Origin of the sequence: Actinocrinis sp., assembly GCF_035605935.1 — a bacterium.
Taxonomy (GTDB): domain Bacteria; phylum Actinomycetota; class Actinomycetes; order Streptomycetales; family Catenulisporaceae; genus Actinocrinis.
In genome coordinates, this window is record NZ_DATNGK010000051.1 from 23,499 (window position 1) to 48,042 (window position 24,544).

At 66.6% G+C, this 24,544-nt stretch carries 18 protein-coding genes and 1 tRNA gene; 12 read left to right on the forward strand and 7 right to left on the reverse strand.

Annotated elements, in window-relative coordinates; translation table 11 throughout:
• Positions 1-151: 151 nt before the first annotated feature.
• On the reverse strand, positions 152-1,414 hold the full coding sequence (gene purD, locus VN779_RS03965) for a phosphoribosylamine--glycine ligase (RefSeq protein WP_325720218.1): 1,263 nt from the start codon (positions 1,412-1,414) through the stop codon (positions 152-154).
• Positions 1,415-1,478: 64 nt separating this feature from the next.
• Here purD and VN779_RS03970 point away from each other — a divergent pair, with 64 nt between their 5' ends.
• From VN779_RS03970 to VN779_RS03985, 4 genes are all read left to right on the forward strand, one after another.
• Positions 1,479-2,060 carry a nitroreductase family protein gene (locus tag VN779_RS03970; RefSeq protein WP_325720220.1) on the forward strand — a complete coding sequence of 194 codons (582 nt, stop codon included), beginning with the start codon at positions 1,479-1,481 and terminating at the stop codon, positions 2,058-2,060.
• A complete protein-coding gene (locus VN779_RS03975; protein WP_325720320.1) occupies positions 2,057-2,734 on the forward strand; it encodes an HAD family hydrolase in 678 nt (225 codons plus the stop codon). Before VN779_RS03970 ends, VN779_RS03975 begins: the two co-directional genes overlap by 4 nt.
• A gap of 114 nt (positions 2,735-2,848) precedes the next feature.
• Positions 2,849-3,319 carry a pyridoxamine 5'-phosphate oxidase family protein gene (locus tag VN779_RS03980; protein ID WP_325720222.1) on the forward strand — a complete coding sequence of 157 codons (471 nt, stop codon included), beginning with the start codon at positions 2,849-2,851 and terminating at the stop codon, positions 3,317-3,319.
• Positions 3,320-3,720: 401 nt separating this feature from the next.
• On the forward strand, positions 3,721-5,694 hold the full coding sequence (locus VN779_RS03985; RefSeq protein ID WP_325720224.1) for a glycogen debranching N-terminal domain-containing protein: 1,974 nt from the start codon (positions 3,721-3,723) through the stop codon (positions 5,692-5,694).
• Positions 5,695-5,709: 15 nt separating this feature from the next.
• Here VN779_RS03985 and fxsT read toward each other — a convergent pair whose 3' ends face one another.
• On the reverse strand, positions 5,710-8,739 hold the full coding sequence (gene fxsT, locus VN779_RS03990) for an FxSxx-COOH system tetratricopeptide repeat protein (RefSeq protein ID WP_325720226.1): 3,030 nt from the start codon (positions 8,737-8,739) through the stop codon (positions 5,710-5,712).
• A gap of 388 nt (positions 8,740-9,127) precedes the next feature.
• Here fxsT and VN779_RS03995 point away from each other — a divergent pair, with 388 nt between their 5' ends.
• Positions 9,128-10,420 carry a glycosyltransferase family 4 protein gene (locus tag VN779_RS03995; RefSeq protein ID WP_325720228.1) on the forward strand — a complete coding sequence of 431 codons (1,293 nt, stop codon included), beginning with the start codon at positions 9,128-9,130 and terminating at the stop codon, positions 10,418-10,420.
• A gap of 63 nt (positions 10,421-10,483) precedes the next feature.
• Here the strand turns inward: VN779_RS03995 and VN779_RS04000 are convergent.
• Positions 10,484-10,557, reverse strand: a tRNA-Gly gene (locus tag VN779_RS04000).
• Between the two features lie 149 nt (positions 10,558-10,706).
• On the opposite strand from VN779_RS04000, the gene dcd reads away from it, so the two are divergent.
• The 3 genes from dcd (at position 10,707) to VN779_RS04015 (ending at position 12,750) form a co-directional block, all read left to right on the forward strand.
• The gene (gene dcd, locus VN779_RS04005) at positions 10,707-11,288 is read left to right on the forward strand and encodes a dCTP deaminase (RefSeq protein ID WP_325720231.1); all 582 of its coding nucleotides are present in this window, start codon (positions 10,707-10,709) and stop codon (positions 11,286-11,288) included.
• A gap of 46 nt (positions 11,289-11,334) precedes the next feature.
• On the forward strand, positions 11,335-11,796 hold the full coding sequence (locus tag VN779_RS04010; RefSeq protein WP_325720233.1) for a hypothetical protein: 462 nt from the start codon (positions 11,335-11,337) through the stop codon (positions 11,794-11,796).
• A 78-nt stretch (positions 11,797-11,874) separates the two neighbouring features.
• The gene (locus VN779_RS04015) at positions 11,875-12,750 is read left to right on the forward strand and encodes a hypothetical protein (RefSeq protein ID WP_325720235.1); all 876 of its coding nucleotides are present in this window, start codon (positions 11,875-11,877) and stop codon (positions 12,748-12,750) included.
• A 33-nt stretch (positions 12,751-12,783) separates the two neighbouring features.
• On the opposite strand, the gene VN779_RS04020 is transcribed toward VN779_RS04015, so the two are convergent.
• From VN779_RS04020 to hutH, 4 genes are all read right to left on the reverse strand, one after another.
• On the reverse strand, positions 12,784-13,413 hold the full coding sequence (locus tag VN779_RS04020) for a hypothetical protein (RefSeq protein ID WP_325720237.1): 630 nt from the start codon (positions 13,411-13,413) through the stop codon (positions 12,784-12,786).
• Between the two features lie 130 nt (positions 13,414-13,543).
• Complete coding sequence (locus VN779_RS04025) at positions 13,544-15,820, reverse strand: (Fe-S)-binding protein (protein WP_325720239.1); 2,277 nt, start codon at positions 15,818-15,820, stop codon at positions 13,544-13,546.
• Between the two features lie 157 nt (positions 15,821-15,977).
• Positions 15,978-16,859: a MurR/RpiR family transcriptional regulator gene (locus VN779_RS04030; RefSeq protein WP_349260633.1), complete on the reverse strand. Its 882-nt coding sequence runs from the start codon at positions 16,857-16,859 to the stop codon at positions 15,978-15,980.
• A 165-nt stretch (positions 16,860-17,024) separates the two neighbouring features.
• Positions 17,025-18,587, reverse strand: coding sequence for a histidine ammonia-lyase (gene hutH / locus VN779_RS04035; protein ID WP_325720243.1), 1,563 nt, complete (start codon positions 18,585-18,587; stop codon positions 17,025-17,027).
• Positions 18,588-18,851: 264 nt separating this feature from the next.
• Between hutH and hutU the strand changes: the two genes are divergently transcribed.
• The 4 genes from hutU to hutI are packed head-to-tail and all read left to right on the forward strand — an operon-like array spanning position 18,852 to position 24,461.
• Positions 18,852-20,543 carry a urocanate hydratase gene (gene hutU / locus VN779_RS04040; protein ID WP_325720245.1) on the forward strand — a complete coding sequence of 564 codons (1,692 nt, stop codon included), beginning with the start codon at positions 18,852-18,854 and terminating at the stop codon, positions 20,541-20,543.
• Positions 20,540-21,838, forward strand: a complete 1,299-nt coding sequence (locus VN779_RS04045) for an allantoate amidohydrolase (protein ID WP_325720247.1) — start codon at positions 20,540-20,542, stop codon at positions 21,836-21,838. The genes hutU and VN779_RS04045 overlap by 4 nt, the downstream gene beginning before the upstream one ends.
• 15 nt (positions 21,839-21,853) lie before the next feature.
• A complete protein-coding gene (locus VN779_RS04050) occupies positions 21,854-23,269 on the forward strand; it encodes a formimidoylglutamate deiminase (RefSeq protein WP_325720249.1) in 1,416 nt (471 codons plus the stop codon).
• A gap of 52 nt (positions 23,270-23,321) precedes the next feature.
• Positions 23,322-24,461, forward strand: coding sequence for an imidazolonepropionase (hutI, locus tag VN779_RS04055; RefSeq protein WP_325720251.1), 1,140 nt, complete (start codon positions 23,322-23,324; stop codon positions 24,459-24,461).
• The last annotated feature ends 83 nt before the right edge of the window (positions 24,462-24,544 follow it).

Sequence of the window (24,544 nt, forward strand, 5' to 3'; positions counted from 1 at the left end):
ACGCTTCCTTCCTTCGCAGCGTAGCGCCGGGCGGGAACTGTGGGCATGCGGGCCGCCGGCTTTTCCGCTCGTTCGGGTGAGGTTCTTAATCCGGGTGAACCGCGTGGTCAGAGCCTTAACCGTGCCATATCTACGGACGGTCGCAGATCCGTCACGGAACGCTGATCAGCCCCGAGATCGCCTTAGCCGCGATGTCCGTGCGGTGGTGTCCACCGGGCAGCTCGATTCGGCCAAGTGCCGCGTAGGCCAGGTCACGCGCGCTCGCCAGATCGGCGGCCCGACCCGTCACCGCGAGCACACGGCCGCCGGATGCGACGAGTTCTCCCGCGTCGTTCGTTGCGGTGCCGGCTTGGTACACCGTTACCGCATCGGTCATCTCTGCTTCGTCGATGCCGGTGATCCGATCGCCACCGCGCGGCGTGCCCGGGTAGCCGGATGCGGCGAGCACGACGGTGACCGCGGCACCGTCGTGCCACTGAAGCGGTTCTACTGCGCCGAGCGTTCCAGTGGCCGCGTGGAGCAGCAGTTGCGCTAGCGGACTCTTCAACAGCGGCAGGACCACCTGAGTCTCAGGATCGCCGAATCGAGCGTTGAACTCGATGACTCGCACACCACGCTTGGTGAGCGCGAGTCCGGCGTACAGCAGGCCGACGAACGGGGTGCCCTGGCGACGCAGTTCGTCGACGGTCGGCTGAAGCACGCGCTCTAGAACGTCAGCGACCAGATTCTCGGGCGCCCAAGGCAGCGGCGAGTAGGCCCCCATGCCGCCGGTGTTCGGACCGGCATCCTCGTCGCCGACCCGCTTGAAGTCCTGCGCGGGTTGCAGCGGCAGGACAGTGGTGCCGTCGCTCAACGCGAAGAGCGAGACCTCCGGCCCGTCGAGGTACTCCTCGATCACGACGCGGCCACACGCGTTCGCGTGGGCGAGCGCATCGTCCCGATCCTCGGTCACCACAACGCCCTTACCGGCCGCGAGCGCATCGTCCTTGACGACGTAGGGCGGACCGAAGGCGTCCAACGCACGCGCGGCTTCCTCAGGCGTCGAACACACGAAAGCTTCGGCGGTAGGCACGCCGGCTGCGGCCATAACGTCCTTCGCGAACGCTTTTGACCCCTCTAGGCGCGCGGCCGCCTTTGACGGGCCGAACACCGCGATACCCGCCGCACGTACGGCATCTGCGACCCCCGCGACAAGCGGCGCTTCCGGACCGACGATGACGAGGTCCGCGCCCAGTTCAGCGGCGAGTTTCGCGACCGCGTCGGGATCGAGCGCGTCCACTGCGCGTAGTTCGGCCACCCCGGCGATGCCGGGATTGCCGGGCGCGCAATAGAGCGCGGTCACGGACTCGTCGAGACTAAGCGCGTGGCAGATGGCGTGCTCGCGCCCGCCGCCGCCGATGACCAGGATCTTCACGCGCACTACCCTATAAGCCACCGGGCTTGACGCGGGCCGTCCGGGCGCGCATAAGGTCAACGGCATGGAGCTTCAGGACGCGATCCGCAAGCGAAGGATGGTCCGCACCTTCGACACCAGTCGCCCGGTGCCCGAGGAGTCGCTGGAGCGAATCCTGCGCAACGGAACGCATGCGCCCTCAGCGGGTTTCTCACAGGGACAGGCGTGGTTGGTACTGCGTGACGCGGACCTGGAAAAGTTCTGGCAGTTCGGCTCGGACGCAGTGGGCGACACGGTACGTACTGCGCCGCTAGTGATCGTGCCGTTCTCATGCAAGCGCGTATACCTTGACCGCTACGCACAGCCGGATAAGGGTTGGACGGACCGCGACGAGTCGCGGTGGCCGGTTCCGTTCTGGCATATCGACACTGGAATGGCGGCAATGCTGCAACTGCTCACCGCGGTCGACGAAGGTCTGGGTGCGCTCTATTTCGGGATCGTGCCCGAGCAGGTCCAGCCGTTCCGCGACGCGTTCGGGGTACCGGACGACTACGAGCCGATCGGCGCCATCGCAATCGGCTACGACGCGGAAACCGAGAAACGCGATCTACGCGCGCGGCGCAAGCCGATCGAGAGCGTCGTGCACTACGGGACGTGGTCGCGATGAGTGGCGCGGCGTCCAAGACGACGGCACCCAAATTCGCGTTCTTCGACCTCGACAACACGCTGGTCGACCAGAGCGGCGCGCTGCGCGAATGGGCCGAGCACTTCGTCGCGGATCGAGGACTGGACCCGGCCGCGGTGGACTTCCTGGCGGTCAAAAGCTCGAATGCGGTCACGTGGACGGAGTACGCAGCGGACTTCAAGCGTCACTTCCAACTGGCCGACAGCGTCGAGCAACTGGTCCGGGACGTGACCGACACGTACCCGCGGTACTTCGTACTGGATGATGCGGTAGCGGACGGGCTGCGGCTTCTGCGTGCGGAAGGCTGGCGGCTCGGCATCGTCACCAACGGCGCGACGACGATGCAGAGCGCGAAGATCGATCAGGTGGGGCTGCGTGACCTGGTCGATGGCGTGTACATCTCCGAGGCGGAAGGCTCCCGCAAGCCAGAGCGGCGGATTTTCGAGCAGGCCGCAGCGAAGTTGGGTGTTCAGCTTGGGCAACGCAACGGTTGGATGGTGGGCGACACGTTGGATGCCGATATCGCGGGAGGGCTGAGCGCCGGCCTACGCACGGTGTGGCTGCAAGGCGACTACGCGTTATCCGCGGTGGATCCCGAACCGCACCACATCTGTACGTCCATCGCCGACGCACTCAAGCTCCTCGCTGACGCCTAGTCGGTCGGCAGTGCCGACGCTGCCACCAGCGATCCGAGCCCAATCAGCCTCAACCGGCATCGCGACCGCAATCGCGACCGCCCGGATGTCGGTACCACAGGCGAGACTGTCTACATGGCTACCTGGGAGCAGTTCGCGCAGGCGGAACCGGAATTCGCGGCGGCCGTGTTGGCGCGTTTCGCCGCGACGAAGCACCATGTCCTGGCCACGGTGCGCCGCGACGGCTCGCCGCGAGTCAGCGGCACGGAGGTACGCGTTGTCGGTCCGAACCTCACGATCGGATCGATGCTCAACGCGATGAAGGCCGTCGATCTGCGCCGCGACAGCCGCTTCGCCCTGCACGCCAACCCGGGCGACGGCTCGATGGCCGGCGGCGACGCGAAGCTCGCGGGGACGGCAACGGAGATCACCGATCCGCAACTCAAGACAGCCATGGTTGACGACATGGAGGGCGACCCCGGGCCGTTCCACCTCTTCCATCTCGACATCACCGAGGCCGTACTCACCTCGCTCGCCCCGACGAACGACTACCTGCGCATCCAGACCTGGCGCCCTGGCGAAGCGATCCGCGAGCAGCGCCGCTGAAACCTGCAGGTCGCTCTTCGCCCCGCATCGCGCCATCCGCACAGAAGCGCAGCGAAACCCGTAGGCCGCGAACACCGGTTCCGCATCAGAGTTCTGCCGGACTGCAGAATTCCGGACAGTCAGTGTTGATCCGACCCTTCGGTGGGTAACCAGGGCAAGAAGGAGGAGCCCTGGCTCATCGAGCCATGTCAGCACTGCGCGATGCGGCCGGCGCCTCACCGTCGAGACGCGACTCCTTCCACATCTTCGGCGCAACGATGCCGCCGAGTGGTGCGCATCCGCTTAACCACCGCGTATGGGGGCGCGGCCTGGCGACGAAGGGGTTGGGTGTGGTAGCCGAACGGCTGCGACCGGAGTCGTCCAGCGCGACGCAACCGTCATTGCACGACACCGTGATCTGCGTGAGGGCTCCGCTCATGGCGGTGTCCGCCCGCGACGGCCAAATCCGAAGCAGCGGCGCCCAGGGCTATTACCTCGGAGATCACCGTTCGTTGAGCCGGTTGGTGCTCACCATCGACGGACACGAACCGGTGATGCTGTCCGGATTGCTGCGGAACGCGAACAGAGCCTTGTTCGTGGGCCATTGGGCGCCGGACGGTTCCTCGGGCACCACAGAGCCGCAGTTCGTCGTGCGCCGCAGCCGCGAACTCACCGACGAGATCCGCGAGCAGATCGAGATCAAGAATTGCGACCGCGATACCTGGCAGTTGCGCGTGTCCGTCGAGATCGCCTGCGAATACGCCGACATCGCCGAGGTGAAGGCTGGCACTCGCGGCTTGCCAGGGACGGTGCACGAGGTACACGACGACGTGCTCGGCTGGTATTCCTATCGAGAAGCGATCGACAGGGACGAACACGAGACCCCGCGCACGCTCGTGCACACAATGCCGAGGGCGGACAGCGTTTCCGTCGACGGGCAAGCCGACGGCGCGGCCGCCGTAGTCGGGCGCTTCACGTGGAACGTCCAGCTGAAACCAGCGGAATCGTGGACGGCGATTCTCACCACGCAGCAGCCGGAGCCGCCGAAGCAGTTCCCTTTCCAGCGCCCACGCGGAGCAGCCTCCTGGCTTCGCGCGCCACTTGTTCCCCGGGGTGACTCCAGCGCGCTGGATCGGCTCGTCGAGAACAGCTTGGCGGACCTGGACGCGCTCAGACTGACCACGTCACGCCGCGAGGAACCGGCCGTTCCCGGACTCAGCGAGGGAGAGTTCGCCGCGGCAGGAGCACCGTGGTTCCTCACCCTCTTCGGACGCGACAGTCTGTGGACAGCGCGCATGCTGCTTCCGATCGACCGCGGCCTCGCGCTCGGGACGCTCGCGACGCTCAGCCGCTACCAGGGCGACAAGCACGATGGACACAATGAGGAACGCCCAGGCAAGATCCCACACGAGCTTCGCGCGGGAGAGACGAACCACGGCGACACCCTGAGCCTGCCGCCGGTCTACTACGGCTCGGTCGACTCGACCTTGCTGTTCATCATCTTGATGGTCGAGTCCTGGCGGCAGGACAAGGACGATGAGGCGATCAAAGCACTGTTGCCGGCCTTGCACAGCGCGCTCAATTGGCTGGAATGGCAGTCCGCCGATCATGAACTCGGCTTTGTGACGTACCAGCCGAAACCCGGCCAGCTCTCGCATCAGGGCTGGAAGGATTCGCCCGAGGCGGTCACCTTCGCCTCTGGCCAGCCCGCCGACGGGCCAATCGCACTGTGCGAAGTCCAGGCCTACGCTTATGAGGCCGCGATGGGCGCGGCGGACTTGCTTGAGTACGTCGAGGGTCCGGCCGCCGCGGCGCGCGCGAGCGGCTGGAGGGAGTGGGCCGCGCGGCTAAAGAGCCGCTTCCGAGAGGCCTTCTGGGTCGAGGATGCTTACGGTCACTATCCGGCGATCGCGCTCGATCGGGATTCGATCAAGGTCGACGGCCCGTCGTCCAACATCGGGCACCTGTTGTCCGGAGGTCTGCTCGACGACGACGAAGCACAGGAAGTGATCGAGCTGCTGTTCGCGGACGGGCTGAATTCGCAGTGGGGCGTGCGTACCCGCAGCGAGGAACTGGTCAGCTACAACCCGTTCGGCTACCACTGTGGGTCGGTCTGGCCGCACGACACGGCGATCACCATTTCTGGCTTGCTCGGGCGGGATCGGCAGCGGGCTGAGACGCTCGCGCGCGGCCTGCTTGACGCGTCCGCGGCGTTCGGCTTCCGGCTGCCGGAACTCTTCGCCGGCATCAGTCGCAAGGAATCTCCCCAACCGGTGCCCGTGCGCGCGGCCTGCATGCCGCAGGCTTGGGCTAGCGCGTCGGCGATCGTTATCGCACAGGCGCTCGGTGCACTCGACGATAACAACTCGCGAGGGGGCATGCGGGAGCGTGGCTGACGCGGCGGTCCTCGGTCAGGCGACCGCAAGCTGTCTTATCTGCGCGGCTCTGGCACGCAGGGTGTTAGCGGTTACGCGATCATCGTGTGCCTGGGAGATCTCCGCTAGGGACTGGAGAATCCAGACCAGCGCAGGATGGTCGCAGCCATAACGCTCTTCCAGAATGCGCTGCGCCTGCAGGAGTGCCCCCATCGCCTTTTCCTCTTCCCCCAGTGCCATATAGACCGGCGCTAGTCGGCTCAGAGCCTTCGCCAGGTACGGGTGTCCGTCAGGGTACTTCTCGCGATAGATCCGATATGCCCGCTCTAGGGTTTCCTTCGCTCTGGCCTTCTCGCCGAGCGCCAGCTGGATGGACCCGAGTTTGGCCAGGCACGAGGCCAGTTTGTGTTCCTCGTCGCGCTGCCGCGCCTCGTGGATCTCAGTAACCTGCGTGAGCAACCGGTGCGCCGCCGCGAGTTCACCGGTTCGGCGGTAGATGTCTCCCAGATACTTTCGAGCCTGGGCGACTTCGAGATGGCCGGCTGGCAAGGCGGGCTCCATGATGGCGATCGCGGTCTCCAGCTCATCCCTGGCTTCGTCCCACTGGCCGAGATCGCGGTGGACGACTCCGATGTTGACATGGTTCACCGCGGCCTCGATGGCGGACGGCCCCTTGGCGCGCACGCGCTCGTTCAATGCGAGGGCTTGCCGCTGAGCGCGCAGCGCCTCGCCGAGCCGTCCGGCATTGCGCAGGATGGTGCCCCGGATCAGCAGCGCGTCCGCGATCCCGTCCTCATTAGCGCCGACCTCGCGCAGGATGCGCTCTGCCCGCCGCGTGCAGGCCACTGCCTCTTCGTTCCGATCGGCGAACTCCCGCAGGATCTCGGCGAGGCGAATCAGCGCTCTGGCGATCAGCGGATGCATCGGATCAAGCAACCGCTCCCTGATGGCGAGGGCCCGCTCGGCGCTGTCCCGCGCCTGCTGCAGCTGAGCGAGCGGGAACTGGGACTGCCCCAGGTGGTACAGACACTCAGCCACGCGCAGGTCGTTGGCGCCATACAGCTCCTCACGAATAGTCAGCGCCCCACGCAGGTAATCCTGAGCCTGCCGCCACTCGCAGCGACCATGCAGATAGATCCCGGCCAACAGCAGCAGGCGGGCGGTTTGCTCGTCTTTGATCCGGAGCCGATGCAGGACATCCGTCGCTTCCTGCACGTGCGGCATGAGGAACGCGCAGGCACTCCACGCGCTGGGCTCCTCGGGATGCCGCGGGAAGGCTCGCAGCAGCAGCCGGATCGCGGTTGCTCGCCAGAGTTGCTGTTCCTCTGGGCTCAGCGCATTGCGCACGGCGGACTGAACCTGGGAGTGCACGTCGAACCGGTCGGACATCGCCTCGATCAGCGAGAACCTGCGCAATTGACTGATCATCTGACCCCAGGCGCGCTCGTCCGTCATCACCGCGCTCAGCTGCGCGGGCAGGACGTCGGCATGGTCCGTGATGATCTGCCGCGGGATGTTCTCCGAATCGAACATGCTCAGGAAGGCAAGCATCTCCCGGGCCGCGGGCGCGCCCTGCCGCGCATGCATGATGAGCAGCAGCGAATAGCCGCCGGCGACCTCGCTGCTGTTGAGCTGACTTGCCGCAATGACCTCGTCAGGATGGTCGCGTAGCCGCTCGCAGAACGCGCTGAGCGTGGTCCCGGTCTCTCGGATGAGCGTCGTCACTTGGACAAGACTGATTGGCAGCCGCCCGAGCCGCTCAACCAGCCATCTGAGCGTCTGCGGATCCCCGGCCGCTTCGGGAATCCGCTGGGTGACGAACTCCTCGGCCTCCTCGGCGGTGAGCGGATCGAGGCGCAGCGTGTGCGAGGCGCGGCTGTCCCAGCCGGTGGCGACCCGCGAGGTGATAAGCACATGACCGCGCTTCGTCGCCGGCCAGTAGGAAGACGCTCGGATCGACTTGGGATCGTCGACATCGTCGAAGACGAGCAGCCATCTGTCCCGCTGGCGCAACGTGGACCAGAGATGGTTGACCGTCTCGTCGTGGTTGGCCTTTTCCTCGAGACCGAGCGCTTTCGCCAACTCGATCAAGTCGTTAATCGCACTGACCGGGGTGCTCGCGCCGACCCACCAAACGAGGTCGTACTCGCTCGCGTAATCCCACGCATACTGCAGAGCGAGCTTGCTCTTGCCGACCCCGCCGAGTCCGTGGATCACGACCGCGTTCAGTTCCGCGGACCGAGTCGCCCGCAAGTCCTGAGCGGGATGCAGAAGCCGGTGGAGCTCGTCGATCTGTCCGCGCCTGCCGACGAAGTCGGCGTCCGCGGCGCGCAGCTTGGCGATCGCGGGACCGCGGCTCGGCAGCGGAGAACCGACCGCGATCGCGTTCGGGCGCGGCGCGGGAAGTTGCTCCCTGCGCAAGCGATCAAGCAATGCCTCCCGCCACTCCTCGGCATCGGGATTGGTCAGGTTGATGGCGACGAGACTGCGAGTGTCGGCATCCATATCGAATGACTCGACGAGCACGGGCAGTATGACGGGCAGTGAATCGTCCGCGGCCAGCTCGTTCGCGAGTTGCGGAAGGGCGGTCTGCCACGAATGGCCCTCCCGTCTCGCGGCCACGTAGGCGCGGGAAATCAGCACGAGAACGCAGTCGATTCCCCGCAACTGTTCTTTCGCCACACGCGTCAAATCGTCATCAGAGTCCTCTGACGCCGCGTCAGGCAACCCGTAACTCTCGGCCGCGGTGGATCGTTCCTCCCATCGGCCCCGATGCGCCAGGTAGCCCCAAGCGTCGAGCTGATCAACGATCCAACGAGCCCAGTCCCGGTTGCTGGGATGGAAGCTGACCAGAACCGAGGGCGGCGTTTTGACGTGTGGTGGGAGGAGCTGGCCGGCGCCCAGAAGCCCAGCCCTGGTGGCGTCATCAGATCTCGACGAGTCGACCTGGAACACGGTGCTGAAACCGATCAAGAAAACGGCGATCACGCTGACCGTGATCAAAACCGGCCGTGATCCCACGCGGCCGGCCAATATGGCAGCCAGCGTGCCGATACCGCTGATCATGCCGATGACGTTCGGCCAACTGCGCCAGCGCCGCTTCGTCTCCCCCTCAGCCATACTCCTTCGCCTTGACCTCAGCCACCCACCCCCAGTCACTCTCATGGAAGCGCTACTCAGGGTGCTGCGCAAGCGAGCGTCGAGGCACCTTTTAGTCCGTAGGACGCCAATTGCCGCAGCGAATTTCGGGAAAACACCTCGCGCGGCCGCCAGGGGTGGTAATCCATGAGTGTCACTCCCACCCCACCGGGCGGCTCGGCGAACCCAGCGCGACACGCTGCACCAGGCAGGCGCCTACCGGCCCACCTTGCCCCGAAAATGATCGCGGGCAATCAGGCCAAATACCGGCAAACCGCGCCGGTGACCGCAGTCCATCCAGAGGAACGGTGCAGGGATGTGGAAGTTTCGAGCCGCGGGCGGCGGGCTCACGGTCGGCCTGGTTCATTGGGCGCTGCCACCGACCATCGGCGGCGTGGAATCACATCTCGCGGACTACATCCGGCTGCTCACCCAGCGCGGCGTCAAGGTCGTGGTGTTGACCGGCGAGCGCAAGCCGCTCCAGCAGCTGGCTGATCTTGCGGAAATCCACAGCAATCCGCTGCTTCGCCTCGCCGGCGGCGGCGAGGTGCCGGATGACGGCCCGGAATGCATCGACGAGCTGACGACTTGGTTCGGACAGGTGCTGGCCGGCAGCGGGGTGGACGTCGTGCACGCTCACAACCTGCACTACTTCTCCTCTGCCCCGGCGACCGCGCTCAACGAGGTGTGTTGGAAGCTGGACATCGCCCGTCATCACACCTTCCACAATTACTGGGCGGACGGCGCCCAGTTGGCTGGCTTGATCGAGAACTGGGAGGGCCGGTGGGCGAACTCCGAGTTCGTGGCGGGACTCTGCGACGACGGCTACCTCGGATCGCGCCCACGGACCCGCTATATGGGCATCGACCCAGACCGTTTCATTCGGCGGCGTAAGCCCTTTGAGGGGCGCGACCCGACTACAGACAATCCGGCTCTCGCCCCGCTGATCCTGCAACCGGCCCGGCTGCTGCGCTGGAAGGGCCCGATGACCTCGGTGCGGATGCTCCGCCTTCTGCACGACAACGACTATCGCGCGCGACTTCTCATCACCGACACCAGCCAGTTCATCGACTGGGACGACGAGCGCAAGGCACTCAGGGCCGAGCTCAACGACCAGATCGATGAACTCAAGCTGTCGCGTTGGGTCGAATTCAGCGATGACGTCTTCTACGCGGGGATGCCAGAGCTGTACGACGAGGCTGACATCGTGATCAATCCGTCTCACGGCGAACCGCTCGGGCTGGTCGCGCTGGAAGCGATGGCCGCGGCACGCCCTGTCGTCGTCACGGACTCCGGCGGCATGACCGAGACCTTCGACCAACGGACGGGCGCCGTCGTCGCCGACGACAGGAGCCTGGCGGAAAACCTCTTCGAGGCTGTGCGCGGCTTCCTCGATGACCCGCGCAGCGCGGTCAGGTCGGGACGCCGCGGGCGCAGGCATGTGGTCAAGAACTTCCACATGAACGTGTATGTGGACGCGATGCTCGATGCGTATCGAGCCACCCTGAAGCCGCAGAAGGCTCGGCTCGCGGCGGAAAGCGTCAGCACATCGGCGCCCCATGAGGAGGCATCCATGTCACCTGTCGGCGCGTCAAGCGGTGCCCAATAGGCGATCTCAAGTAAGAGGCCAGGCGGTCGCGGTCCGATAGTGGACCTGCCTGGCCTCTTGCTGTGGAGCGGGTGACGGGAATCGAACCCGCGCTGTCAGCTTGGGAAGCTGATGTTCTACCATTGAACTACACCCGCAGGATGCCTGCTGCGGCCTGTCCTTTGGGGGGCGGGCCGAGGGTTAGGTTACCAGACGGCGACGCGGGGTGGCGGCGTGGCGGGCTCGGGGTGGCGCGGGGGGATGGGACCTGTTGGTCGCGCCGTGGGTGGCGCGATACGGTCGGTGGGTGTTGCTCTCAGACAAGGATCTGCGCTCGGAGATCGGCGCAGGGCGGGTGCGGGTCGAGCCGTTCGATGACTCGATGGTGCAGCCGTCGTCCATCGACGTGCGGTTGGACCGGTACTTCCGGGTATTCGAGAACCACCGGTACCCGCACATCGACCCGGCGGAGGAGCAGCCGGATCTGACGCGGCTGGTCGAGCCCGAGGGCGATGAGCCGTTCATCCTGCACCCGGGGGAGTTCGTGCTGGGGTCGACCTACGAGGTGATCTCGCTGCCGGACGACATCGCCTCGCGGCTTGAGGGCAAGTCGAGCTTGGGGCGGCTGGGGCTGCTGACGCATTCGACGGCCGGGTTCATCGACCCGGGGTTCTCGGGGCACGTGACCTTGGAGCTGTCGAACGTCGCCACGCTGCCGATCAAGTTGTGGCCGGGCATGAAGATCGGGCAACTGTGTATGTTCCGGCTCTCCTCCCCTGCCGAGCACCCATACGGGTCGGCGGTCTACGGCTCGCGGTACCAGGGCCAGCGGGGGCCGACGCCGTCGCGGTCGTACATGAACTTTCATCGCACGAAGGTGTCTGACTGACCGTGCCGGGCGGCGCTGAGACTGAGCGTGTGACAGGGATGCGGGGGTGGCAGCGATGCGCTGGCCGATGGGGACTGCTGACGCGGACGTAGTGACGGTGTACGCGCAGCGGCTTGCGGATCCGGACAAGGTGTTGGCCGCGGTGAGTGCTCTAGGCACTGGCGATACGTTTTGCGCGACCGTGCCTGACGGCGCCGACGGGCTTGATGCCGGTACGCCGGGGTACAGCGCGACGATTTCGGACACCGTGGCGACGTTCGTCGTCGAGGTGACGCAGGATCCGTTGTTCGGGGAGGCGCCTGCCGCGCTGTCGGATTCCGGGTGGGAGCCTTCGTCGCTGACGAGCTATCAGATCTCGGTCGCCTCGCTTGGACCCGGGTCGGATCGGCTGCGCTACCGGCTGGCGAAATCGCTGCTAGAGGCGACCGGCGGCGTGCTGATCGGATCGGATGGCGCGCGGATGGGCGTGGAGTCTTTGGCGGATGCGACCTGGGGCTCGCTCTGGTAGCGCAACAGGTGAGCCGATACGGGTGATTTATCGGCCTGCGCTCCGCGTTCCCACTCGTGCCGCTGCGAAAGTGTGGCCATGGAGCGTTGGAGCCAGAGCCTGTCCCGCGTCACCGGGCCGCTACACGTGCGCACGGTTCCGGGTCTGCGGCGGCACGAGGAGCGCTGGGCCGACCCGGAGCGGCTGCTGAGCGACAATCCGGTTTTACTGCTGGCCGGGCCGCGCACTGCCGCGTCGATCGAGGCGTTGGTGCGTACGTGGAACCCGACGCCTACGCGCGATGAGCATGGCGTGTTGCATGTCGCGGACGGCGTGCGGTGGCATGGGCCGTTCCATCTGGATCCGACGCTGGCCGCGCAGGCCGACCTGCCCGGCGGTTGGTCGACGGCGTACGTGGCGGAGGCTCCGCGTCGCCGGGTGCGTATCCCGGACGGCCGCAACGCGGAGGCATTGCGCCGGCGTTATCCGCGCGACATTCCGACCGGGCCGGAGGCACTGGCCTGGTCACTGGTGACCGGGCTCGCTCGGCTGCTTGGGGGCGCGGCACGTCTGCCCGGTTGTCCAACTTACGTCGCGGAGCCGAGCGAGACGGTGTTCTGCGTATACGGGCACGAAGCGCTGCCCTGGCAGGTGCTGCGTTCGGTACTCGGTCTAGCGATTCCGGACCTGGGACGCAATGGCGCGTTGGCGGCTAACGACTACTGCCTTGACCGGCCCGGAGTACTCGAGATCCGCGTGCAGCCGTTCGGCGCTGACGAGTTCCTGCCCTACGCACTGCGCTCGCGATCGGACGATGGATGGCCGCACACGGTATACCGCTTCAGCTTGGTAAAGCAGGCGACTGCGGCGGAAACGGCTTCACTGATCGAGCGGGTGCGTAACACGGCGGTGCTGCTGGCCGAGGTGATCGGCGGGGTGCTGCTGGATGAGGATGGGTTTCCGGTGAGTACCTGACCACGTGACTGCGTGACCGCCGACGGACGACAGCTAACGCGGGACCTGGACGATACAAACGGCTGGGACACCGCACGTGAGCGACCCGGCGATCATGCCGGTGACGAGCGAACTGGAGTTCTTGATGGTGACGTTCGCCGGCCAAGCCGACAGATCGACCGGTCCGGTCAGGTTGCTGACTTCGACGGTGGCCTTACCGAGTCGCAACGCGTTACCGACTCGTATGTTGAGCCGCGTGTCAGGGGGCGTGCTTAACGAAAGGTTCGCTGTGCACAGCGAGTCCGGACAACGTACAGACACGAACAACGTTCCTGCGATCACACTCACCGCGCGTTGCGGATGGTCGAAGATGGTTGACCTGTCGGTCTCGTCCAATGCCACTTCGCGTTGAGCGCTCGGCGATCCCGTCACAGCCACGGATCCGTCGCCGTCGACCACAACATCGACCTCGTATATGTGCGCGTACATGGCGTTTGAACTGCTGGTGTGCGTGACTCGATGCAGCGCGACGTCGGCGGCGTAGCCGAGTGCGGCGAGGACCGCGAGCGTCAGCACGATGATGAACAGGGCACGGAAGAGCGCTGCGAACCACAGCCGTACGCCGCCACGCTCGGTGGCCGCTTCAGGCGCCACGGACTCGGGCGCTTGCGACTCAACCGACATGACCGGACCTCCGCACACGGGAACTCACAAGGCAACTGCGGAGCCTAGCGAATCTGACGCCTTATGACAGCGGGACCGCAAGGAAGTGCGGTCGCGTTGACGACCGGGATGCGTGTGTGAGAGCTCTGGATTAGGCGGAGTCGTCCCCGGAGGAGGCGCCGACCGAGGCAAAAGCGACGGCACCGGCGCTGGCGTCGTCCGCGGTCGGCTGCTTGACCGAGCGCAGCAGCAGTTGCGAGACGTCGACCACTTCCATGGACTCGGGCACCTCGCCGGACTGCTTGCGTGCCGTGATCGAGTCGCCGAGCATCACCAGGCAGTACGGACAGGCGGTGGAGATCACGTCCGGGTTAGTGGATAGCGCCTCGTCCACCCGCTCGGTGTTGATCCGCTTGCCGATCCGCTCCTCCATCCACATCCGCGCGCCGCCCGCGCCGCAGCAGAAGCCCCGCTCCTTGCAGCGGTGCATCTCGGTGTTGCGCAGGCCGGGCACCTTGGCGATGATCTCGCGCGGCGGGGTGTAGACCTTGTTGTGCCGGCCGAGGTAGCAGGGATCGTGGTAGGTGATGTTCTGGTCGACGGGGGTGACCGGAGTCAGCCGGCCCTCGGTGACCAGGTGGTCGAGCAGCTGCGTGTGGTGAATGACCTCGAACTCGCCGCCGAGTTGCGGGTACTCGTTGGCCAGCGAGTTGAAGCAGTGCGGGCAGGTGGCCACGATCTTCTTCGCCGGGCCGTCTTTTCCGGTCGCCACAGCACCGAAGGCCTCGTTCAGCACCTCGACGTTCTGCTGCGCGAGCATCTGGAACAGGAACTCATTGCCCAGGCGCCGGGCCGGATCCCCGGTGCAGCTTTCGCCGCTGCCGAGCACGGCGAACTTCACCCCGGCGATGTGCAGCAGTTCGGCGAACGCCTTGGTGGTCTTCTTGGCGCGGTCCTCCAGGGCGCCCGCGCAGCCCACCCAGTACAGGTACTCGGTCTCGGCCAGGTCCTCGATCGTCTCACCGAGGACCGGGACCTCGAAGTCGACCTCGGAGATCCAGTCGAGCCGCTTCTTCGCGGGCATGCCCCACGGGTTGCCCTTGTTCTCCAGGTTCTTGAGCATCGTGCCCGCTTCGGACGGGAATGCGGATTCGATCATCACCTGGTAGCGGCGCATGTCGACGATATGGTCCACGTGCTCGATGTCGACAGGGCACTGTTCGACGCACGCGCCACAGGTCGTGCAGGACCACAAGGCTTCGGCAGCAATGACTGCGTTGTCCTCGGGCGATCCGACGAAAGGCCGCTCGGCCTCTGCGAGAGCGGAGGCAGGTACCGCAGCGAGCTGATCGGCGCTCGCCTTCTCGATGCCCTCTGCATCCTTACCTCCGCCGGCCAGCAGATAAGGCGCCTTGGCGTGTGCGTTATCGCGCAACGAGAGCACGACTAGCTTCGGTGAGAGGGGCTTGCCGGTGTTCCACGCGGGGCACTGATCCTGGCAGCGGCCGCATTCGGTACAGGTGGAGAAGTCCAGCAGGCCCTTCCACGTGAAGTCCTCGACCTTGCCGACGCCGAAAATGTCGTCATCCTGCGGGTCCTCGAAGTCGATCGGCAGCCCGTTGGAGAGCATGGGATTCAGCGCGCCGAGCGCGGTGCCGCCGTCCGCCTTCTTCTTGAACCAGATGTTGGGGAAGGCCAGGAAGCGGTGCCAGGCCACGCCCATGTTCGCGTTGAGCGCAATGGTAATCATCCAGGCGAAGGAGATCACGATCTTGAGCATGGCGAACAGATAGACCAGGTTCTCCAGCGTGCCAGCCGACATCTCAGCGAACAGCCGGGAGAGCGGGTAGGAGAAGAAGAAGTGGATCGAGAACCGGCCGCCGTCCTCCAGCACGTTTTCCACGCCGCGCAGCGCGAAGATGCACAGCAGCACGCCGAGGATCGTGTATTCGACGTAGTACGCCTGCCACATCACCGAGCCGTAGAACCGTGACGTGCGCGCGTCGACCTTGCGGCTCGGCCGGATGGCCAGCCGGACGATCATCAGCGCCACGATGCCGGCCAGCCCGAGGAAGCTGAACAGCTCGGTGACGAACTCGTACGGCCACCAGCGGCCCACCAGGGGGAGCTGGAAGCGGGCGTCGAAGAGCTGGCCGAACGCGGTCACCAGCGTGAAGAACAGCAGCCCGAAGGAGACCATCACGGCCCAGTGCGCCGCACCGATCCACCGCTTGCCGCGCCGGGCCAGCCTGGTGTGGCCCAGGAACTCGCGCACCAGGTTCTTCGTGCGGGCGACCGGATCGCCGGTGCGGCCGGGGGCTGGCTGCCCAGCCGTGATCAGCCGATACATCCGGGAGATCACCCGCGCGAACAGCGCGAAGCCGACCATGGCTATGCCCAGGGAGATGATGATCGCGGCGATGTGCATAGTTGAGCCGAGCTCCTGTTTCGGTGCCGGGTGGTGCTTAGGCGCAGTCCTGAGCGCGCGAGGCGTCGCTCGGAGATCGTCTGCAACTCTACTCGCCAGTAACTTATGGCGTGAACCCGGCCGTACGTGCCGTTGGTCACCTTCGAGCGCCTAGGCGCTAGCGATAGAAACCGTGCGACTCACTGAGCGATTCGTGCGCTTCGAGGCGGGCCTGGGTGCGCTCGGGTGCCGCGTCTGCTATCGCCTGGACCAGCAGTGATGCGAGCACCATCGGCGCGGCGTGCGAGTCGAAGACCAGGCGGGAGCCCACACCGGCCGGCAGTAGCACATCGGCCGAACCGGCGAAGGGCACCAGGGGGTTGTCCGTGACCAGCGCGACCTTGAGTCCGAGTTCGCGCGCGTGGTCGATCGCGGTCAGCGCTTCCTGCGCGTAGCGCGGCAGCAGGAAGGCGACCATCCACGTGGCGCCTGCCTGGCGGGCCTGAAGCAGCGCATCGTCCGCGGTCGTGCCCGCGGAGGAGATCAGCCGTACGTCCGGGTGGATTCGTTGCGCGCTGTATGCGAAGTAGTGCGCGACCGAGAGGGAGAGGCGCAGACCGAGGACCACGAGCGGATTCGAGGCGGCGAGCAGCCGGCCCGTCTCGATCAGGCGGTCGGGCGTCGTGGCGAGGCGTTGCAGGGCTTCCAGGTTGGCCTGTTCGGCTGCGATCGCGGCCTGGAACTCGTTGCGGCGCACCTCTTCCGGAGACTCGCCGACCGATCCGAGCACAATGCCCTTGAGCGCGTCACGCAGCGCTGGATAGCCGGAGAAGCCGAGCGCGGTGGCGAAGCGGGTAACCGAGGGCTGACTCACGCCGACCCGGTCGGCCAGATCGACGCTCGACATGAACACGACCTCGGCCAGATGGTCAATCAGGAACTGGCCGATCCGGCGCTGGGCAGGGGAGAGGCGACGGCCGTCGAGCAGCCCGAGTACCTGCTCGGTCGAGCTGCCAGCGGCACCTACCGCCGCGTCGGGAAAACCGGCCTGATCGGGCATCACCGCTGCCACGTCCGTCACCTCCGTTCGCGACCGCCTTGGCTATTGGGTGCTTTTCCTGGTGCGCGGCACGAGTCTTGCGCCGAACTATGGATTGGCCGACCAGGATAAGCCAGCCGTCGCTGTGCAGGCGCTGGGTTTATCCCTGCGTCGTATGCCTCGGTTCTATCGCAGAGCACCGACAGCTTCTTCGACCGCTGCGAGCACGGCGCCGTCGCGTACCGCATCCTCGGCGGCCCGCAGCTCGATGGAGAGGTACCGGTCCGGCCCTGGACCGCTGACACCGCGCTGCCTGAGCAGGGCGATCGCGGCTGCGGTAGCCGGCGCCGGCTTGAGTGGTGCCCGCAGGTCTAGCGCCCGGGCCGCGGTAACCAGCTCGATCGTGAGGATGCGGGTGAGGTTGTCCAGCGCGGTGCGCAACTTGCGGGCCGCGGACCAGCCCATCGATACGTGATCCTCCTGCATCGCAGAGGACGGGATCGAGTCGACGCTGGCCGGGTTGGCGAGGCGCTTGTTCTCGGAGACCAGGGCGGCCTGGGTGTACTGAGCGATCATCAGACCGGAGTCAACGCCGGGGTCGTCGGCCAGGAACGGCGGCAGACCATGCGAGCGCGCCACGTCGAGCATCCGATCCGTGCGCCGCTCGGCGATCGAGCCGACCTCCGCGGCGGCGATGGCAAGGAAGTCCAGGACAAAGGCCACTGGGGCGCCGTGGAAATTCCCGTTGGACTCCACCCTGCCCTCGCCGAGCAGTACGACCGGGTTGTCGATGATCGAGGCAAGTTCGCGTTCGGCGACGAGGGTCGCGTGCGCGAGCGTGTCACGGGCGGCGCCAGCTACCTGAGGAGCGCAGCGCAGCGAATACGCGTCCTGCACACGGTTACAGTCGGGGCCGCGGTGCGATGCGACGACGCCTGAATCCTTAAGCAGCATCAGCAGATTCGCGGCCGACGCTGCCTGACCGGGATGCGGACGAATCGCGTGCAGTTCGGGCAGGAAGACGCGGTCGGTGCCGAGTTGCGCCTCGACGCTCATGGCGGCGGTGATGTCGGCGAGCTTGAGCAGCCGGCCGAAGTCGTGCAGGGCGAGGACGAGCATGCCGAGCATCCCGTCGGTGCCGTTGATCAGCGCCAGACCTTCCTTCGGCTCCAGCACGAGCGGCGCGATGTCGTGTTCGGCGAGTACGGGAGCGGCGTCTGTCGGCTTACCGTCCTCGCCGATGACTTCCCCCTCGCCCATCAGTACCAACGCGACATGCGCGAGGGGAGCGAGGTCGCCAGAACAGCCGAGCGAGCCGTATTCACGTACCGCGGGCGTGACGCCGTTGTTCAGCAGCGCGGCCATGGTCTCGGCGACGACAGGGCGCACTCCGGTGTGTCCGGTGACAAGCGTCTTGAGGCGCAGCAGCATCAGCGCACGCACGACCTCAGGCTCGACGAGAGCGCCCATGCCGGCGGCGTGCGAGCGGATCAGCGAGCGCTGGAGCGCGGCACGTGACTCCGGGTCGATGTGGCGGGTGGCCAACGCGCCGAACCCGGTCGAGATTCCGTACGCGGGCGTGGGCGCGGCGGCGAGCTTGTCCACGGTGGCGCGGCCTTGGCCGAGGGCGGCCAGGGCGGCGGGCGACAACTCGACCCGCGCCCCGCGCCGGGCTACCGCCTCGATCTCGGCGAAGGACAGGTCGGTGTGGCCGATGGCGCCCGGGCCGAGCTGGACCGTCGTGGTCATGGGCTACTCCTGCGACTGTGGCTCTGATTGGGGCTGTGGCTGTGAAGTTGAACGCTGCGCCGGTTGAACGCTGTGGCAGCGGTGACACTCCACCACAGTGAATGAAGTCATACGGTTGACCGCAGCTATGAATGATTGCATAACATACCTCGGGGTTCACCGGCGGCAGCGGCGGGCACGAGTACTGCGTGACGCCTCGGCGACGCCCCGGCCGGCTCCGCTACCCGACCTGATCCACTTCACCGCAAGAGAGGGAGCTCGCGCATGACCGGTCCGCGTACGGTGCGCGCCCCGCACGGCACCAGCCTGAACACGCTCGGCTGGCCGCAGGAGGCCGCCTACCGGATGCTCCAGAACAACCTCGACCCCGAGGTCGCCGAGCACCCGGAAGAGCTGGTCGTCTACGGCGGCACCGGCAAGGCGGCGCGCAACTGGGCTTCCTTCGATGCATTGCTGCGCACCCTGACCACGCTGCGCGATGACGAGACGATGCTGGTGCAGTCCGGCAAGCCGGTCGGCGTCATGCGCACGCACGAGTGGGCGCCGCGCGTCCTGCTCGCCAACTCCAACCTGGTCGGCGACTGGGCGAACTGGGATGAGTTCCGCCGCCTCGACGCGCTCGGCCTGATGATGTACGGCCAGATGACCGCGGGCTCCTGGATCTACATCGGCACTCAGGGCATTCTCCAAGGCACCTACGAGACCTTTGCGGCAGTGGCGGAGAGCCGGTTCGGCGGTTCGCTCGCGGGAACCATCACGCTCACGGCCGGGCTCGGCGGGATGGGCGGCGCGCAGCCATTGGCCGTGACCATGAACGACGGTGTCGTGATCTGCATCGATTGCGACCCTCGCGCCATCACCCGCCGGATTGAGCACCGGTACCTCGACGTTAAGGCGGACTCGCTCGACCACGCGCTTCAGTTGGCGGTCGACGCCCGTGACGCGCGCCGTCCGCTGTCCATCGGTGTGTTGGGCAACGCGGCGGAGTTGGTACCGGAACTGCTGGCGCGTAACGCACCAATCGATATCGTCACGGACCAGACCTCAGCGCATGACCCGCTTGCGTACCTGCCGCTCGGTATCGACTTCGACGACATGAGGTCTTTCGCGGCGGATAAACCAGACGACTTCGTGCAGCGGGCGCGAGAGTCGATGGCCAAGCACGTCGAGGCGATGGTCGGCTTCCAGGACGCCGGGGCCGAGGTGTTCGACTACGGCAACTCGATCCGCGGCGAGGCGAAGCTGGCCGGATACCAGCGCGCCTTCGACTTCGCCGGCTTCGTGCCGAAGTACATCAGGCCGCTGTTCTGCGAGGGCAAGGGTCCGTTCCGCTGGGCGGCGCTCTCGGGCGACCCGGCCGACATCGCGGTGACCGACCGCGCGGTGCTGGATCTGTTCCCGCAGAACGATTCGCTGGCGCGCTGGATCCGGTTGGCCGGGGAGCGGGTGCACTACCAGGGCTTGCCCGCGCGGATCTGCTGGCTGGGCTATGGCGAGCGGCACCAGGCGGGACTGCGCTTCAACGAACTGGTCGCCTCTGGTGAGATCAAGGCGCCAATCGTGATCGGCCGCGACCACCTCGACTGCGGCTCGGTCGCGTCGCCATACCGAGAGACCGAGGCGATGCTGGACGGTTCGGACGCGATCGCGGACTGGCCGCTGCTCAACGCGATGGTGAACGTAGCCTCAGGCGCCTCCTGGGTATCGATCCACCACGGCGGCGGGGTCGGCATGGGCCGCTCGATCCATGCGGGTCAGGTCTCTGTCGCCGATGGCACACCGCTGGCCGCCGCGAAGCTGGAGCGGGTCCTGACCAACGATCCGGGCATGGGCGTGATCCGGCACGTGGACGCCGGGTACGACCGCGCGGTCGAGGTCGCCGAGGAGCGGTCTGTACGCATCCCAATGCGTGAGGGCAGCTCGGATAACAAGGACACCTCCGGGGACGGCGCGTGAACGAGGTCGCGGACGCGACCCGCTTCGCAGAACTCTGGTCCTCGCTGGCGGACGTCGGCCGCGACCGCGTCACCGGCGGTTATCGGCGCTTCGCCTGGACAAGCGCGGATCTGGCCTGCCGGGACTGGTTTGCGTCGCAGGCGGCTGATCGAGGGCTGACAGTCGAGATCGACCGCAACGGCAATCAGTGGGCTTGGTGGCTGCCGGAATCCGGAGCATTAGGCGCAGCCGCGAACGCAGACGAACGACGTAACGCACTCGCGATCGGCTCGCATCTGGACTCGGTGCCGGACGGCGGCGCGTTCGACGGTCCACTCGGCGTCATTAGCGCGCTCGCAGCCATCGACCTGCTGCGGGCGCGCGACTGGCGGCCGCAGCGGCCGATCGTGATCGCGAACTTCGCCGATGAGGAGGGGGCACGCTTCGGCATCGCCTGCGCCGGTTCCAGGCTGCTGACCGGGCAGCTGGACGCGGCAAAGGCCCGCGCCTTGCGGGATGGCGACGGTGTGCGGCTCGCCGACGCGATGGAGTCCGCGGGCCAGGACCCTGACGCGCTCGGCCGCGACGACGAGTGGCTGGCGAGCATTTCAGAGTTCGTGGAACTGCACATCGAGCAAGGTCGAGGACTGATCGACCAGGACGCGCCAGTCGGCGTCGCCTCGTCGATCTGGCCGCACGGCCGCTGGCGCTTCGACTTCGCCGGTGAGGCCAACCACGCCGGAACCACCGCTCTCGACGACCGCCGCGACCCCATGCTCACCTACGCGAACACCGTACTTTCCGCGCGCAAGAAGGCCAGGCTCGGCGGCGCACTGGCAACTTTCGGCAAAGTCAGCGTCGAACCGAACGGCACCAACGCCATCCCGTCGCGGGTCAGCGCCTGGCTGGACAGCCGCGCCCCAGATGAGGCGGCACTGGACGCAGTCGTCGAGCAGATCTCAGAGGCTGCGCGGGAACGCGGCGCGCGCGACGGAACCGCAGTAGAGGTTGTCAACGAGTCACGCACGGCTATCGTCGAGTTCGACCACGGATTGCGCGACAAGATCCGCAAGACGCTTACGGACGTCTTCGGCCCGGTTCCACAGCTGCCCACGGGCGCCGGGCATGACGCGGGAATCCTGGCCGCCGAGCTGCCGACCGCGATGCTCTTCGTGCGCAACCCCAGCGGGCTGTCCCACACCCCTGCCGAGCACGCGGAGGCCGCGGACTGTCTGACCGGCGTCGCCGCGCTGGCCGAGGTGGTCGCGCAGCTCGCCGGAGCGCAACCTGGGAAAAACCGGGGATCAGGGGCTTGAGGCGGTGACTGCGGGATGACCACGGCGGCAACGCAGAACAGGAACACCCAGGGCGCTGATAAGCAGCGCTGGCACGCTGAGGCCGCATACGTGGCCGGCATGGTGGAAACCGACGTGCTCATTGAGACAGATGGCGACCGCATCACGGCTGTCACGCCTGGCGCCAAGGCACCCACCGATGCGGTACGCCTTCCAGGATTGACTCTTCCGGGCCTCGCGAACGCGCACTCGCACGCATTCCACCGAGCGCTGCGCGGCCGTACACAGGTAGGCGAGGGCACGTTCTGGACCTGGCGCGAGCAGATGTACGAGGCCGTTGCCGGGCTGAATCCGGACACGTACTTCGAGCTCGCGGTCGGAGTGTTCGCGGAGATGGCACTAGCCGGGATCACGTCCGTCGGCGAGTTTCACTACGCGCACCACGACCGCGGCGGCGCTCAGTACTCTGACCCGAATGCCATGGGGCACGCCCTGATCCGAGCCGCACGCACCGCCGGTATCCGGATCACGCTGCTGGACACCTGCTACCTGACCGGTGGCCTGCACGCGACCGTGAACAGGACAGCGCTCAACAGCACTCAAAAGCGCTTCTCGGACGGTGACGCCGAGAAGTGGGCCGCGCGCGTAGATAGCTTGCGCGCCGCGTATGCAAGCGAATCAGACGTCATCATCGGCGCGGCGATCCACTCGGTGCGCGCGGTACCCAAGGAACAGCTCGGTACCGTCGCGGCGGCGGCTGCCAAGCATGACGCGCCGCTACACGTGCACCTGTCCGAGCAGCGCGCCGAGAACGATGCCTGCCTTGCGCGTTACCGACTGACTCCCGCGCAGCTGCTCGAATCCTCCGGCGCGCTAGGCCCGAAGACGACCGCCGTGCACGCGACACACCTGTCTCAAGCCGACATAGAGGTGCTCGGCGATTCAGAGACCTGTGTCTGCATGTGTCCGACGACGGAACGGGATCTTGCCGACGGCGTCGGCACGGCGCGGACCCTGTTCGAGGCCGGCTCGCCGATCTCACTCGGCTCGGACAGCCAGGCCGTCATCGACCTCTTCGAAGAGGCGCGGGCGATGGAGCTCGACGAGCGGCTGCGCACCGAGCGGCGCGGACACTGGCCGAGCACCGATCTGATCGACGCGGCGACCGCGGCCGGCCAGGAATCCCTCGGCTGGAGCTCAGCGGGGCGGCTGCATTCCGGCGAACTCGCCGACTTCACCACCGTCGGGCTCGACTCGATTCGGTTGACTGGGACGGCGCTTGACGTGGCCGCCGAATCGGTGATCTACGCGGCGACGGCGGCGGATGTCCGGCATGTCGTCGTCGGCGGCCAGGTGATCGTGCGGGACGGTATCCACAGGCTCGTGGATGAGCCCGCACGCCGGTTAGGCGCCGCTATCAGTGCTCTGTACCGGAGAAACGCTCGTGTCTGATTCGACCCTTGTCACGGGAATCGTCGAGTTAGCCACAGGCCATCCACAGCCTGTGGAAAACAGTTCCCTGAAAGAGGGAGCGCAAGACGGCTCGCTGTCGGTGACGCGTAACGCGGCGTTCATCGTGGAAAGCGGACGGATCGCGTGGATGGGATCAGCGCAGCAGGCTCCGGCCGCGGACGCGCGCGTCGACCTCGGTGACCGGGCGGTCATCCCGGGGTTCGTCGACAGCCACGCACACTTGGTCTTCGCGGGCGACCGCGCGACCGAGTTCGAGGCACGGATGACCGGAACGCCGTACAGCGCAGGAGGAATCCGCACGACGGTCGCCGCAACGCGCGCCGCCGATGACGAGTTGCTTCGTGGCAACGTGCGCAGGCTCGTGGATGAGATGGCGCGGCAGGGAACGACGACCGTCGAGTGCAAGACAGGGTACGGACTCACTGTCGCGGATGAAGCGCGCGCCATCCGCATCGCACGCGAGGAGTGCGATACCGCAACGTTCCTTGGCGCACATGTCGTGCCAGCGGAGTTCGCCGAGCGGCGCGACGAGTACGTGGACCTAGTACGCGGCCCGATGCTTGAAGCATGTGCGCCATATGCCGATTATGTGGACGTCTTCTGCGAACGCGGCGCATTCGACGAGACAGAGACGCGCCTGATTCTCGACGCGGCGAAGGGGCACGGACTCGCAGTCCGACTGCACGCGAACCAACTCGGGCACGGACCTGGCGTTCAGCTCGCGGTCGAGTACGGCGCCGCGTCCGCCGATCACTGCACCTACCTCGCCGACGCGGACATCGACGCGCTCTCCGGATCGTCGACGGTCGCGACGCTGCTTCCCGGGGTCGAGTTCTCGACCCGCTCGCCTTACCCGGGCGCACGACGCCTGATCGACGCGGGTGCGACCGTAGCCATCGCGACCGACTGCAATCCGGGCTCCTGTTACACGTCCTCGATGCCGTTCTGCATCGCGCTCGCTGTCCGTGAGATGCGCATGTCACCGGCCGAGGGCTTGCTCGCGGCCACACTCGGCGGTGCTCGCGCGCTCGGCCGAACCGACATCGGGTACCTCGCCGTCGGTGCCCGCGCCGACTTCGCGGTTCTCGACGCGCCGTCGTATCTGCACCTGGCCTACCGACCCGGTGTACCGCTCGTGAGCAGCACCTTTAAAGCCGGAATACGGCAATAGTGCAGCGAAGTTGAGTCCAGTAGCCTCAACCCTTATCGTTGAGTCGGCTGGACTCAAGCGGGCCGTGGCGTTGATCGCGCGGC

Bases quoted from the DNA above. Each gene is read 5' to 3' on its own strand.
- VN779_RS03970 (WP_325720220.1), top strand. From the start codon at position 1,479: ATGGAGCTTCAGGACGCGATCCGCAAGCGAAGGATGGTCCGCACCTTC.
- VN779_RS03975 (WP_325720320.1), top strand. From the start codon at position 2,057: ATGAGTGGCGCGGCGTCCAAGACGACGGCACCCAAATTCGCGTTCTTC.
- VN779_RS03980 (WP_325720222.1), top strand. From the start codon at position 2,849: ATGGCTACCTGGGAGCAGTTCGCGCAGGCGGAACCGGAATTCGCGGCG.
- fxsT (WP_325720226.1), bottom strand. From the start codon at position 8,739: ATGATCAGCGGTATCGGCACGCTGGCTGCCATATTGGCCGGCCGCGTG.
- VN779_RS03995 (WP_325720228.1), top strand. From the start codon at position 9,128: ATGTGGAAGTTTCGAGCCGCGGGCGGCGGGCTCACGGTCGGCCTGGTT.
- VN779_RS04015 (WP_325720235.1), top strand. From the start codon at position 11,875: ATGGAGCGTTGGAGCCAGAGCCTGTCCCGCGTCACCGGGCCGCTACAC.
- VN779_RS04020 (WP_325720237.1), bottom strand. From the start codon at position 13,413: ATGTCGGTTGAGTCGCAAGCGCCCGAGTCCGTGGCGCCTGAAGCGGCC.
- VN779_RS04025 (WP_325720239.1), bottom strand. From the start codon at position 15,820: ATGCACATCGCCGCGATCATCATCTCCCTGGGCATAGCCATGGTCGGC.
- VN779_RS04030 (WP_349260633.1), bottom strand. From the start codon at position 16,859: ATGCCCGATCAGGCCGGTTTTCCCGACGCGGCGGTAGGTGCCGCTGGC.
- hutH (WP_325720243.1), bottom strand. From the start codon at position 18,587: ATGACCACGACGGTCCAGCTCGGCCCGGGCGCCATCGGCCACACCGAC.
- hutU (WP_325720245.1), top strand. From the start codon at position 18,852: ATGACCGGTCCGCGTACGGTGCGCGCCCCGCACGGCACCAGCCTGAAC.
- VN779_RS04050 (WP_325720249.1), top strand. From the start codon at position 21,854: ATGACCACGGCGGCAACGCAGAACAGGAACACCCAGGGCGCTGATAAG.